At 52.6% G+C, this 13,375-nt stretch carries 14 protein-coding genes; 13 read left to right on the top strand and 1 reads right to left on the bottom strand.

The annotated features are described in order from the left end of the window. Nucleotides 1-51: 51 nt before the first annotated feature. From ABEW73_RS23365 to ABEW73_RS23345, 5 genes are all read left to right on the top strand, one after another. On the top strand, nt 52-1,545 hold the full coding sequence (locus ABEW73_RS23365; RefSeq protein ID WP_430168351.1) for an ABC transporter ATP-binding protein: 1,494 nt from the start codon (nt 52-54) through the stop codon (nt 1,543-1,545). Further along, nucleotides 1,545-2,612 carry an ABC transporter permease gene (locus ABEW73_RS23360; RefSeq protein ID WP_430168354.1) on the top strand — a complete coding sequence of 356 codons (1,068 nt, stop codon included), beginning with the start codon at nt 1,545-1,547 and terminating at the stop codon, nt 2,610-2,612. The genes ABEW73_RS23365 and ABEW73_RS23360 overlap by 1 nt, the downstream gene beginning before the upstream one ends. Continuing rightward, entirely contained in the window at nt 2,596-3,519 is a 924-nt protein-coding gene (locus tag ABEW73_RS23355) for an ABC transporter permease (protein ID WP_430168357.1), read from the top strand. The genes ABEW73_RS23360 and ABEW73_RS23355 overlap by 17 nt, the downstream gene beginning before the upstream one ends. A gap of 91 nt (nt 3,520-3,610) precedes the next feature. Then, entirely contained in the window at nt 3,611-4,285 is a 675-nt protein-coding gene (locus ABEW73_RS23350) for a sulfite oxidase-like oxidoreductase (protein WP_430168360.1), read from the top strand. 1 nt (nt 4,286) lies between these two features. Further along, complete coding sequence (locus ABEW73_RS23345) at nt 4,287-5,018, top strand: nucleoside phosphorylase (RefSeq protein ID WP_430168466.1); 732 nt, start codon at nt 4,287-4,289, stop codon at nt 5,016-5,018. Nucleotides 5,019-5,138: 120 nt separating this feature from the next. On the opposite strand, the gene ABEW73_RS23340 is transcribed toward ABEW73_RS23345, so the two are convergent. Next, a complete protein-coding gene (locus tag ABEW73_RS23340) occupies nt 5,139-5,609 on the bottom strand; it encodes a DinB family protein (RefSeq protein ID WP_430168362.1) in 471 nt (156 codons plus the stop codon). A 245-nt stretch (nt 5,610-5,854) separates the two neighbouring features. On the opposite strand from ABEW73_RS23340, the gene ABEW73_RS23335 reads away from it, so the two are divergent. The 8 genes from ABEW73_RS23335 to ABEW73_RS23300 all read left to right on the top strand — a co-directional run bounded on the left by ABEW73_RS23335 (nt 5,855) and on the right by ABEW73_RS23300 (nt 13,047). Beyond that, the gene (locus ABEW73_RS23335) at nt 5,855-6,373 is read left to right on the top strand and encodes a TetR/AcrR family transcriptional regulator (RefSeq protein WP_071221261.1); all 519 of its coding nucleotides are present in this window, start codon (nt 5,855-5,857) and stop codon (nt 6,371-6,373) included. A 134-nt stretch (nt 6,374-6,507) separates the two neighbouring features. Continuing rightward, on the top strand, nt 6,508-7,503 hold the full coding sequence (locus tag ABEW73_RS23330; protein ID WP_430168365.1) for an NAD-dependent epimerase/dehydratase family protein: 996 nt from the start codon (nt 6,508-6,510) through the stop codon (nt 7,501-7,503). Nucleotides 7,504-7,713: 210 nt separating this feature from the next. Then, nucleotides 7,714-8,181 (top strand): RNA polymerase sigma factor, encoded by a 468-nt coding sequence (locus tag ABEW73_RS23325; protein WP_076322832.1) that lies wholly within the window; start codon nt 7,714-7,716, stop codon nt 8,179-8,181. Next, a complete protein-coding gene (locus tag ABEW73_RS23320; RefSeq protein ID WP_430168369.1) occupies nt 8,178-9,386 on the top strand; it encodes a hypothetical protein in 1,209 nt (402 codons plus the stop codon). The genes ABEW73_RS23325 and ABEW73_RS23320 overlap by 4 nt, the downstream gene beginning before the upstream one ends. A gap of 21 nt (nt 9,387-9,407) precedes the next feature. Continuing rightward, complete coding sequence (locus tag ABEW73_RS23315) at nt 9,408-9,605, top strand: hypothetical protein (RefSeq protein ID WP_076322834.1); 198 nt, start codon at nt 9,408-9,410, stop codon at nt 9,603-9,605. Between the two features lie 172 nt (nt 9,606-9,777). Then, on the top strand, nt 9,778-10,395 hold the full coding sequence (locus tag ABEW73_RS23310; RefSeq protein WP_430168372.1) for a TetR/AcrR family transcriptional regulator: 618 nt from the start codon (nt 9,778-9,780) through the stop codon (nt 10,393-10,395). Next, nucleotides 10,370-11,062 (top strand): YqeB family protein, encoded by a 693-nt coding sequence (locus tag ABEW73_RS23305; protein WP_430168375.1) that lies wholly within the window; start codon nt 10,370-10,372, stop codon nt 11,060-11,062. Before ABEW73_RS23310 ends, ABEW73_RS23305 begins: the two co-directional genes overlap by 26 nt. A gap of 278 nt (nt 11,063-11,340) precedes the next feature. Then, nucleotides 11,341-13,047 (top strand): amylo-alpha-1,6-glucosidase, encoded by a 1,707-nt coding sequence (locus ABEW73_RS23300; RefSeq protein ID WP_430168377.1) that lies wholly within the window; start codon nt 11,341-11,343, stop codon nt 13,045-13,047. The last annotated feature ends 328 nt before the right edge of the window (nt 13,048-13,375 follow it).

Genomic DNA, 13,375 nt, shown 5'->3' with positions numbered 1-13,375 from the left:
GCACATGAGCAGTCGGTCTTTCATTCAGAAGCGAAAGGAAGGCATGACTCGATGCTACTCCAGATGGACAATATTACGAAAAAGTATGGCGAGTTTAGCGCAAACCGCGGCATTGATTTTTCGCTGCGTGCGGGTGAGGTTCATGCGATTGTCGGGGAGAATGGTGCAGGCAAAACAACGCTGATGCGGATATTGTACGGGATGGAGCAGCCAACCTCGGGTACGATTCGGCTGAATGGCAAGGAAGTTTCGTTTGCAAGCCCGCTTGACGCGATTCAGGGCGGCATCGGTATGGTGCACCAGCACTTCATGCTGTTTCCTACGTTTACCATCGCTGAGAATATCGTGATCGGCAATGAGCCGGGATCAGGTGCCAGGTTTGACCGCAAGCAAGCCGTGAAGATTGTTGAGGGGCTTTGTGATCAATACGGCATGAAGGTGGATCCCCGCGCAATCGTAAGCAGCAGCGCGCCTGGCGTGCAGCAGCGGGTTGAAATCTTGAAGGTGCTGTATCAGGGCGCCGAAATCATTATATTGGATGAGCCAACGGGCGTGTTGACGCCGCTCGAGGTGCAGGAGCTTCTGGATGCCATTAAACAGCTCTCCAAACAGGGAAAGAGCTTTATTCTGATAAGTCATAAATTGAACGAGGTCCTTGATGTGGCCGATCGCATCACGGTGCTTCGTGACGGCGCCGTCACAGGCGTTGTGGAGAAGGGGAATACCGATGCCCATCAGCTTTCCCGTCTCATGGTCGGACGCGAGCTCATGGAGCTGGATCGTAAGCCGATCACGCCAGGTGAGAAGGTGCTGGAAGTGTCGGACGTTTCGATCCGCGGAACGAAAGGAAAGCCGGTTCTGGACGAAGTGAATATTGAAGTTCGTGCGGGCGAAGTTGTCGGGATTGCCGGTATTTCCGGCAACGGGCAGTCCGAGCTGCTTCAGGTGATTTCCGGTCTGGCTCAGCCGGACAGCGGGCGGATTGCCGTTTCGGGCAAGGACGTAACCGGCATGTCGACAAGAGAAATAAGGGAGCACGGATTAGCCCATATTCCCGAGGATCGTTATGTGTGGGGGGCGAATCGCATTGCAACCGTCATGGATACCGGGCTTATGGGTCACCATCGCCGCTTGCAGAAGGGCGGCTTCCTCAATCTGAAGGAGATTCGTACGCTGGTTTCTGGATGGGTTCAGAAGTTCTCCATTAAGACGGGTTCCCTGGAGACCAGCACACAGTATTTATCCGGCGGCAATCTGCAGAAGCTGATCGTTGCACGGGAACTGGAGCAGGGAACCCCGTTCCTGATCGCTGCCGAACCGACGCGCGGCGTCGACATCGGGGCGATGGAGACGATCCATGGCGAGCTGCTCAAGCGGCGTGAAGAGGGGACGGGAATTCTGCTGGTATCGTCGGAATTAACGGAAATTTTGAAGCTGTCCGACCGGATTCTGGTTATGTTTGAAGGCCGGATCGCAGGCGAGCTGTCAGCGAAGGAAGCGACAGAAGAGAAATTGGGACTGCTGATGGCGGGAGGAACCTTGTAATGAATAAATGGACAAAATTTACGCTTCCGCTGCTCCAGCCGATTGCGGCCATCATGGTAGGGCTGCTCGCCGGAGCCATTGCCATCATGATTGCCGGCGGCGATATCCTGCAGACTTACGCGGAGATGTGGAAGGGTGCCTTCGGCGGCATGTATTTCTTCACGAATACGTTGTCCCGGGCAACTCCGATTATTCTGATTGGTCTGGGTGCGGCGTTTGCATTCCGTGCAGGGTTCTTTAACCTTGGCGCGGAAGGTCAGATGGTGTTTGGCGCGCTTTCTGCCGCATTGGTCGGATTGTACATGCCGGGCCCGGGCTGGCTGGTGTGTATCGTTGCGATTCTTGCCGGTATTGTTGCAGGTGGATTGTGGTCGGTGATGGCCGGATATCTTGATTCCAGGTTCCGGGTGAACCTGCTGATCTCTACGCTGCTGCTGAATTATGTGGCCGTATTGTTTGCAGGGTATCTGGTCGCCTATCCGCTGAAGGACCGTTCGGGTTCGGCTGCGATGGCGCAATCCGAAATGCTCGATAACAGCGTCTGGCTGCCGAAGCTAATCTCCGGCATGCCGCTGCATGTAGGCTTTGTGCTCGCGGTGCTGGCCGCGTTGATTATATTCGTACTGTTGAAGCGCTCCGTGATCGGTTACGAAGTGCGTATGCTTGGCGGCAATCCGCTGTTTGCTCTGTTTGGCGGCGTGAAGCGCGGGCCGATGATGCTTGGCGCCATGTTCTTCAGCGGCGGCTTGGCCGGTCTTGGTGGCGCTGTTGAAATTCTGGGCTCCCAGTATCGCTATATTGATGGTGCATTATCTACAGCCGACTATGCCTGGACGGGCATTATGGCTGCATTGTTGGCAGGATCGCATCCGATCGGTACGCTGATTGCATCGATCTTTTTGGCCGCGCTGCAGACAGGCGGTATGGGCGTGGAACGGAATACGGAAGTGCCGCTTGAGGTAGGAGCGATTATCCAAGCCGTGCTGATTCTGTTTATCTCCGCCCGATTCACTTACAGCTTTCTGAAGCGCAGAAAGGGGAACAAATCCGATGGAACAGCTGTTTGATCTTGCCTTAATCAACTCGGCCCTCCGGGTGCTCACTCCGATCTTGCTTGCGGCCCTCGGCGGTGCCCTGTGTTCGCGCGTCGGACTGTTCAACGTCGGTTTGGAAGGCTTTATGCTGCTTGGCGCTTTTTCTGCCGTGGTGGGGAACTACTTCTTCGGCAACGTCTTTTATGCGATTTTGTTCGCGATTGCGATCGTTTCGATATTCTCTTTTATATTTGCTTATCTCAGCATCAATCTGCAGGCGAACGTCATTGTAGTCGGTATCGCGATGAATGCGTTGGCGGCTGGTTTGACCACGTTTAGTTTACGGGCTATTTTTGATGTAAAAGGTGCATTTTATGACAATACGATGGTCGGGCTGCCGAAATGGAATATTCCGATTATCGAGGATATTCCGGTGATCGGTCCGATACTGGCTGGTTTGACGCCGCTCGTCTATCTGTCGTTTTTGATTGCGGGCCTCATGTGGTATTATTTCTATCGCACGAAGAACGGCTTCCGGTTCCTGGCAGCCGGGGAGAATCCGCTCGCTGCCAAAAGCGTGGGCATCCGTGTAAGACGGTATCAGTATGGAGCTGTGCTGGCGAGCGGTGTGTTATGTGCGCTTGCCGGTGCGCAGCTGTCGCTGGGACAGGTGACGATGTTTACGGAAGGCATGACGGCTGGACGCGGCTTTATTGCGCTTGTAGCCACGATGCTGGGCCAATCGGGTCCGCTTGGGGTAACGGCGGCAAGCCTGCTGTTTGGCTTTATGGATGCGCTCAGCATAAGGTTCCAGGGACTGGCGCTGCCTACGCATTTCACGCAGATGCTGCCTTATGTTGTCACGATTCTGGCGATGTTCTTCTTTAAGGACAAGAGCTTCCAGCAGGATGCACTAAAGCAGGGCTCAAGCTCCAGATAGGTGCGTATGCTGGCCGTGACAACAAGAGAATTCGTCATCTTAGACGATCAGCGGATGCGAAAGCCGACAAAGCGTAAAGGAGATGAACTTGGTGCACAAAAAAGCAGAGCGATTGAAAAAAATGAAGCCGGTGGCGGTGGGCAACCTGACCGAGGAGCAGCGTGCCAAGCTGCCGCCGGGGCAGACGCTGACTGAGAAATTCCCCATTTTGCACGAAGGGGAGGTACCTCATTACGACATGTCGGAGTGGACGCTCAAGGTATTCGGCGAAGTCGAAGAGGAACGGACATTTTCTTATGAAGATATCATGGCGATGCCAACGGTGACCGTGAACACCGATATTCACTGCGTCACGCGCTGGTCCAAATTCGATACGGTTTGGGAGGGAATCCTGTTCCGGGATTTCCTGGCGGGGCTGAAGATCAAGCCGGATGCCAAATACGTCATGTTTCATGCCGATCCGGATTATGATACGAATGTACCTATCGAGGATCTGCTCAAGGACGATGTGCTGCTGGCCTATCGCTTTAACGGCGAGCCGCTAACGGACAAGCATGGCTGGCCGCTGCGCACGGTTGTGCCGCATCGCTACTTCTGGAAGAGCGCCAAATGGCTGCGCGGCATTGAGTTTATGAAGGAAGACCGCCCCGGCTTCTGGGAACGCAACGGCTTCCACAATGAAGCGGACCCGTTCAAGGAAGAACGGTTTAGCGGCGAGGCACTGGATATACCTGAAGACGAATGGACACATAAGGAGTTTGACTAATATGTTGATGCCTATTTTGCAAGTGAACTCAGAGGATATACCTGAATTTGTAATCGTCTGCGGCGATCCCAAGCGTGCGGAGACCATTTCCCGCAAGCTTACAAACGCGCGCGAACTCGCGTTCAGCCGGGAATACCGCACCTTCGTGGGGACATATGAAGGCGTCGAGCTTGCGGTAACCAGCCACGGGGTTGGTTGTCCGGGAGCTGCGGTTTGCTTCGAGGAGCTGATCCGCGCGGGGGCGAAGACCCTTATTCGCGTCGGCACAGCCGGATCCTATCGGGCGGATACCCCTGCGGGAAGCCTGGTTGTCAGCACGGCTGCGATCCGTACGGATGGCCTGACGAAACAGCTGGTGCCGGACGGTTTTCCAGCGGTTGCGGACAGCCAGGTAGCGGAGGCGCTGTACGAATCCGCCCTTGCGATCGGTGATGGCGTGGTGCGTAAGGGGATTACTGTAACCTTGGACGTGTTCTTTAACGGTGTTGAAGAAGTACCGCACCAGAAGTACAAAGCGGCGGGAGCGCTTGGCGTAGAGATGGAAATTGCGGCGCTGTACGTCGTTGCGTCGATCCGCGGCGTTCGCGCCGGCGCGATTGTCGCAATGGACGGCTTTGCCGACGCCGATCTCGCGGCCGAGTACGACCCGAACACGAATGTGGTCGCCGACGCGGTGGAACGCGAGATTAACACGGCCTTGCAGGCTGTGGTGAAACTGGCGAAGCAGGGTTAGTTAGGGCAAGAAAGCCGGATTTCCTGAGCGTAAGCTGCAGGAAACCCGGCTTTCTATTTTGAGTAAGATGCATCTGGGAAATATGAGGAATTTACGGCTGCAAATCAGCAGTACCTATCGTTACTGCTTTGGCGGCTGGACCGTGAAGAAGGGAACCTTTTCGATTCCGACAGCCCGCACGTAAGTGAATAATTGCCCTTTATGGTGAATTTCGTGGTCGACCATGGTGCCCAGCCACACTTTTCCTGGGACAACGAACCCGTTAAAGTCCAGCGGCTGCTCGAGCTGGTTGTCGGACAATTCGGCAAAAACCGCCGTAGTCGATTCGGTTGAAGCTTGCACGATATTTCTAATGTCATCGATAGTTTCGAACTCGGTGGAAATCGAAGGCGGAGAGAATGAGCCTTTTGCAATGGAGTGCAGAAACATATCCGAGGACGCCGCAATATGAACAGCTAATGCGCCCAAGGTATAGGCGTTCTCCCACGGTTTATAATCCAAATGCTCGCTCTGTACGTCCTGCAGCAGTTGCAACAAGACCGTACGGTGTTTATGCCATCGTTCGAATTGCTGTTGACCTTCATGACTCATGATTCATCCTCCTTGATCGATTGCAGAATAAAGTGTTTGAATATGCGCCCGCTTTATTCACGGTTTATAAAACAGTTCGATAAGTAATAGCGGATTCCTTCCCGATGCGCAAGTTATAGCCAGATGTTGTATTTGATCATTTTGGAAAAAAGCAGTTGCAAAAAGAAAGGAGGCCGTATATACTGAGTTCAATTAGTAATTGGTCAATCAATAATAAAAAAATAAGTGAAAGGAGAGTGGCAGAAATGGCTAGAGCGTCAACCTCTGCGAATCGGCGGAATGATATCGTGGCGGCAGCCATCGAAGTGTTTGCAGAGATCGGATACTATCGTGCGACTACGGCTCAGGTTGCCGAACGGGCAGCGATATCGCAGCCTTACGTCTATCGGTTCTTTACCAAGGAGTCACTGCTCGTGGAATCGCTGGCTGTTTCCTGGGAGCGCATCGTGAAGGCATTTCAAGCGGTGATCGAATCCGCTTCCTCAGAGAATCTGGAGTTGGGTTTGATTCAAGCCTATGAAGGGATTGTGCAGTCGCATCGCAGCGAGATCCTGCTCCAGATGCAGGCGCAGACGATTCAGGAAGCGCCCATCCGCGAAGCGATGCAGCAGGGAATGAATGAGGTGAAGGATCTCGTGGAGAATGCCTTTGTGCGGGCGGGGTTTGAGGATGCCGATAAGAAAACCTCCGATTTTCTGGCCCGGGGCATGCTGTGCAACGTAGCCATGGCGATGGATATGCCGAATATGATGCCCATAAGATAGTGCATGCCTTGGCATGCTTTGAAATGCCACACCGCGTATCTCAAGAGTAGTGCGCGGTGGAAGAAGGGCATTTTTTTAAAGATTATTTGTGATTGGTCAATCAATAACAATATGTGATGAAGGAGAGATTGATGATGAAAAAAGCGATTGTTTTGGGTGCAACAGGTGGGGTAGGAGCTCCATTAACCGTTGAGCTGGTAAAGCGTGGGGTCCAAACGGTGGCCTTCGGCCGCTCCTCGAAGAAGCTGAATGAGCTGGCGGAGCAGCTGGGCCATTCTCCTCTCCTTACGCTGGAAATTGGAGATGCTTTTAAACCGGAGGATATTTTAAGAGCCGGTGCAGGAGCTGACGTTATTTTTCACAGTGCCAACATTCCTTATCACGAGATGGAGTCCAGGCTGCTGCCGCTGGGTGAATCGGTCATGACAGCAGCAGAGGGGCTGGGGGCAAAGGTTGTTGTCGTTGATGGAATCTATCCTTATGGCAGACGCTTAATGGAAAAGGCAACGGAGGATCATCCCAAAAAACCGCATACCCGCAAGGGCAAAGTGAGATTGGCCTACGAGCAATTGATATTCTCGTCGCGTTGGCATAAGGCAAAACCTCTTATTGTACGGCTTCCCGACTATTACGGTCCTTCTGCGCAGGCATCTTACCTATCCGTCACGATGGAAGCTATTGCGGCAGGCAAACCGACCGCTTTTATCGGCAATATGAGCGTTCCCCGCGAGTACGTCTATTTGCCGGATGCCGCGCGGATGATTGTGGAGATTGCAACAAGAGAGGAGTCCTATGGGCAGAACTGGCATATCCCTGGACCCGGCGTGATCTCAGGCCGCGAGTTGGTGCGGATTGCGCAGCAGGCTGCCGGAAAGCGCAAGACCGTGATGCCGCTGGGACGAATCGGGCTATCTTTGATCGGATTATTCAATCCCGTGATGAAAGAGGTGGTTGAGATGCTGTATTTGACCGAGGAGCCTCTGGTGCTGAGCGGCGAAAAATATGAACGCTTGATAGGCCCGATTCAATGGACGCCCCATGAGCAGGCAATTACGGCAACGATGAGGAGTTTAAGGGACAAACAAGTTCGAGAAGCAGAAGACGCAAAGCGTAGTGCAGCCACGATATAACGATATTATGCAGATGTTTTTTTATGAAAAATAGTGATTGATCAATCAATAATATTGATTGTGATTAATTATAAGCAAACACGCTGACGGTGTAGACGGTTGGCGTGTTTTTTTATGGGTACGAAAAAAATTTCTAGAATATCCATCAGTTTCATTTGCCCAAACGTTATATTAACAGAAAAGACAAAATGAAAAGTGAGAGGTTGGCTAATGGAAGTATGTGATCTCTATGAAAATCTGAAGGACGATGTCCGGCGTTATGCCAGATCCATTGCCAAGCATGCTTATGAAGCGGATGATCTGGTCCAGGATGCCTTTATGAAGGCCATCAAGGAGCCAAACCTGGCAGCTCTGCCCCTTCACAAGCAAAAAGCCTGGTTCTTCAGAGTCGTCAAAAATCGCATGATCGATATTAGCCGCCGGGAGAAGCGGCTCGTATCGTGGGAGGATGACCTGGACGTCGCCGAGCTCCCCGTTTCAAGCCGCAATATTGAAATGACGGAATGGCTCGCCCGTTTGCCGCAATCACAGAGCGATATCGTGTTTAAGCGCTTTTGGCTCGGGATGTCCAGCCAGGAAATCGGTGAGCAGCTGGGCATGCCGGCAGCCACGGTTCGTTACAAATTGCAGACCGCCATCAAAAAATTGAGAAAACTATGGGAGGAAGATATGAAATGAGCAGAATCATTGAGAATGTAGGGATGTTGGATCTTACGCAGGCAACGGAGGAAACCGTAACAAGCATCGAACGGATCGGAAACGTGGGCCTCGTGATCTACCGGGCAGAGACGGCACACCTCCTCACGCTGCTGAAAAATGCAGGCAATATCGGCAAGACGATTGAAATTCCCGAGGGACACCGTTATTACAGCGGCACGCTGCGGCTGGACGAGGAATATTTTCAGCTCCTGGAGCAGCCGGACCGCGTATTCGTTAACGGCACGGTCATCATCGATAAAGGAGTATCCCTTGAAGCATTCCAGAACAGCACGCTGCACCTGGTGGTCAACGGCGAGGTCTATGCTCCCCGGCATCTGGCCGCTGCCGTTACCTCAGCCCTCCTTAAAGTGGGAGGTGCCAGCGCGGAGATTCACGCTTACGAATACGAGCCCAGGTTCGAGTCCGGGAAAGTGCAGTTGAACAATGCATACCTGGCCTCGAGCAACGAGCCTATAGAGCTGGTTTTGAGCGGCATGGTTCACCTGGATAAGGAGCTGGATATGGAGCAGTTCACAGCCCGGATTGAGAGAATTCAAGTTAACGGCAAGGCGATTATCCATGAACATCAATCCCCTTATTTCTACGATAAACTGAAAACGATAAACGGCTTGGTCGAGGTAATCCCGGCAGGATTCGAATATGTAACCAAACCGCTACGGCTAAACGCAAGAAGCGTTCGACGCTTTAAAGGCCATAAGCTCTACACGAATAAGCCGTTCATCATCGAGGCGGACGTGACCCGGGAAGCCTTCAGTCAGGCCGTGTCGGAGATACAGTCAACTTCGTTTATCATTTGCGGCGAAGAGATCGAAGATCTGGTCTGGGAGCGCTGCCCCAACCTGAATACGGAAATCGTAAGTTATGAGCGGCTGTTTGTGTTCATCAGCGGCGAGGAGACCTGGTCGAGGGATCAGCTGGCGGCTTTGAGCCAGCCAGCGAACTTCATTGTTGACGGGACGCTGACCTTTGACGATGACGTGACCGAGGAAGATATTAAGGCTTCGGTGTCTTCCCTGGATCTTTTCGGCGAAGTCGTTGTAGGGGAAAAAAGAATTAAAGGCATTTTGTACCCTTACCTTCGAGTAAACAATGGAAGTATTATAGTGAAGGGGACGGAAGAGGCGCTTGCAGGTATTGGTAATGTCGGAATGTTGTCGCTATAAAAAGAAATGAGGAATGAAACCATGAATATCAATAATGAAGATATTGCCAAACAGCATGTTCGCGATCTCCGTCAGGAATTGGAACGATGCAGGATGGCAACGAAATTGCGCTCTAAACGCAATCAAGCGGCAAACACCGCAACGACTGCACGTACAGTCGATGGAAAGTGGAAGTCGCTGCTTAATACCATCATCATGATGGGAAGAAGAATGCTCTAATCGGTTGAGCCGGTTATGGCACCAAACTAATCTATACGAATCGTCGATGCGGTAAGCGTCGGCGATTTTTTATTTGATTTTACCTACCGATAGTTAAAAAATATTGACAGTTCTTATCCTCGAGTTTAAAATTCTACCTATCGGTAGTTAAAAAAAAGGGTGGAATAACACGTTGAAAAAGAAAGACATGACCTCACAGCAGATCGTTGAGGCCGCCATCGGATTGTTTGTGGTTCATGGCATCGAGAAGACCAGCCTTGCGATGATTGCCGGCGAGGTGGGCATTACGAAACCGTCGATCTACTACCATTTTGCATCCAAGGATGAACTGGTGGAGCGTGTCTTTGATTATATGTTCAGCGATTATCATTTCGATCATTATTTCTCCCTGACCGAAATGAACGAGCATAACTTTGCAGAGAAGCTGTACCAAGGGGGATTGCGCATGTTTCCGGAGGAGGAAGAGGCTTTTATGCCGGTCATGCGCCTATTGAATGAGTTCATGCTAACCGCAAACCGGAGTGCCAATTACGGCCAGCGCGTGGTAGCCATGCAGCAATCGTTCCTAGACGGCTTTCGGGAACTGATGCGGTTAGGAGCAGACTTCGGGATCATTGAGCGGCAAGATTCAGATTCCAAGGCGTATGTGCTGGCACTGGTCATTGATAATATCACGAGTTATATCTTGATGGATATTCCGCTGGATTATCAAGCGGTCTGGAGGGAAGCGGTGAACAGCATCCTCAGGAAAGGAGCGGATATACTTGAATCACGGAATGGAATACAGTGACCTTGGATTATCGGCTTCTGACCGGATCCTGATTTGGGCGGTACCGCCGTTATTAGGCGCGGTGGTCGGCTGGTTTATACCTGCAATTGCGGATTGGGCAACGGGCCTGGCCTGGGTGCCTTTTCAAGGACCGCTGGAGTTAATCGCATCCATACAGGGGCCTTGGGTTGTCATCGTAACCGCTGTTGTGGGCTTGCTTGCGGGCATGGTCCTCTCCCACATTGCCATTAAAGAAAGTCTTGGCGTTCGCCTGTCGGATCAAGAGATTAGACTCCGTATTCATGATGCCGAACAAACGTTTACGAGAGACGAGGTTTCTGCGGTCTTTCTGGATGGCAAGCAGCTGGTCCTGCTGGGCACGGAGGGGCAGGAACTCTACCGGGAGAAACCCGAAGCCAAGCGGGATGCCGTGGCCGAAGCCTTCAAGCGGCACGGTTACTCCTGGAGAGACCGAGATCCGTTCGCCGATGATTACGTCCGATGGGTTGCCGATTCGCCAGAACTGACGCCTAGCATGAACGCGCTCTTCCTGGCACGGGAAAAGACGATGGAGAACGAGGATAAAGAGGATGCAGCCGATCTGCGCCGGGAATTATCGAAGCTGGGAATTACGGTGCGGGATGACGGGAAAAAACAGTATTGGCGGCAGCACAGCCAGCGGCCGTAACAGCCTTAGGAAGCAGCCGTAGCTGTTCTGATTATACACTGCACACTTATCACATACACCGCCGATGCTGCGATCATCGGCGGTTTTTTAATGGATCTTCACGTCGCTGTTGTTTTTTTATAACATTTGTCCCCCTTCTTATCGAACAAAATGACACCTCTCTCGCTCAAGCGAGCCTGCGGCAAACAATATCCCTCTTTTGGCAAGACATCCGGCAGTCCTCTCTTCCCATGAGAAGTTTTACAATGAAAGCGATACCTCAGCGAAGGAGATGTCTTATGAATTTTGATCTGAATATCGTACCTTTCAGCCGAAGAGAGTCTTTCTTGGCCATTTCCCTCCTGCCCGCGGCGAAGGACCGCAGACCAGGACTTTACTTGCGAACCGTCCGCGGAGGAGATGACAAGTTTGGCGAGGCGTTTCTGATAGAGCTGCTAAACCGGCAGAGCGAGCCGGTTCCGTTTGAACCTGTTGCATCACCCGACAACATCAGGCTAACGGCCTCCGATTCGGAGGGCCATGCGGATATTTGCATATCGGACTCCCGGACCGTCCGATTCCGCTCGGAAGGCTGCGGCATCCGGCTTACCTTTTTTCCAGCAGCGTATGATTACGCCTATGAGACCCATCCGGACAGCTGGGAGGTGAACAGCTTCACGCATGGCTGCCGCTTCATGCTGACCCGGCTTGCAGGCCAGATGGGCATGAAGGTCGAATGGAACGAGATTAAGAGCTCGCGGGTGACCGCCGACTTCTCCGTGGACGCATTAACCAATATGGCGGAATTTGCGGTAGAGGAGTTCATGACCGTCATGACCCCACGCAAGGAATGGGAGTCCTTCGACGAGGCGGTTCATAGTGTCCGGAAAGATTATGCCGCATGGCTGAACAACACCCTTACCGTCTCTGAGCGGTGGCAGGAAGCGAGGGAGCTCGCGGCCTATATCACCTGGTCCTGCGTAGTTCCGGCCGAAGGCTGTCTGACCCGCCCAGCCATGTATATGTCCAAGAATTGGATGACCAACATCTGGAGCTGGGACAACTGCTTTAACGCGATGGCCCTTGTGCGGCATCAGCCGGAGCTGGCTTGGGATCAGTTCATGATCTTTTTTGACCGGCAGGATGAGAGCGGCCTGATCCCGGACTTCGTGAACGATAAATACGAGCTTTGGAATTGCAACAAACCACCGATTCACGGCTGGACGCTGGCCTGGATGATGCGTCGGACCGATTTCATTAAGGAGACCCAGCTGTGCGAGGTCTATGGCCCACTATCGAAATGGACGGAGTGGTGGTTCACGCATCGAGATCATGACGGCGACGGAATTCCCCAGTATAACCACGGCAACGATTCAGGCTGGGACAACAGCACGGCGTTCAATAACGGCATTCCCGTCGAGAGCCCTGATCTTGCTGCCTATCTCATTATTCAGATGGAGACGCTGGCCGAAATCGCGGGCTTGCTGGGCCTGTCCGAGGAGTCGAGCCAATGGAGACGGAGAGCGGACGATACGCTGGACCGCATGATACGGCACTTCTGGAAGGATGGCCGGTTCACGGCCTGCCGCTCGGGAACGCATGAAGTATCCGAGGGAGACAGCTTGCTGCTGTTCGTTCCCATCCTGCTGGGAAGACGCCTTCCCGAGTTTATTCGCAAGGCTCTACTGGAAGGACTTCGGGATGAAGGCCGATTCCTGACAAGCAACGGCTGGGCTACCGAGAGCGTAAGCAGCTGCTATTATAAGCCGGACGGATATTGGCGCGGGCCGATCTGGGCTCCTTCCACAATGCTGCTGGTCGAAGGGGTGGCGGCTGCCGGCGATATGGAGCTGGCGACGGAGATTGCGCAGCGGTACTGCCGGATGGTTAGTCTCAGTGGCATGGCCGAGAATTTTGATGCCCTGACCGGTGCGGGGCTTCGCGATCGGGCGTTCACCTGGACCTCTAGCGTATTTTTGATTCTTGGACATGAATACACCCTATAAGTGCGTGTTCAAAAAGGTCGATTTTCAGCACCGAGAAGGTTGGATGAAGCTAGGGAATGAGGAGCGGAGCGTACGTTTTGGGTACGTGAGCACCGGAAGTCCCGGCTGAATTCAAGATTCGATGCCGAGCTGCTTCCTGATTCGCTTCGTGTTAGATATAGAATTTATGAGTTATCAGTGGAACTGATGAAATTCTATATCGCAAGAAAACCTACCTATGCATCGCGGTCGCTCATCCTTGAAGTGGCCTCGATAGAGGTTTTCTTATCAAAAGCGGACTTTTTGAACAACCTCTATAACGATGACGGACAAATACTTCTTCCCGGGC

This window comes from Paenibacillus lautus (genome assembly GCF_050482385.1).
In the GTDB taxonomy this organism is placed as follows: Bacteria; Bacillota; Bacilli; order Paenibacillales; family Paenibacillaceae; genus Paenibacillus_AQ; species Paenibacillus_AQ lautus_B.
The sequence above is the reverse complement of the archived record's forward strand: the minus strand, read 5'-3'. Positions and strand labels throughout refer to the sequence as shown.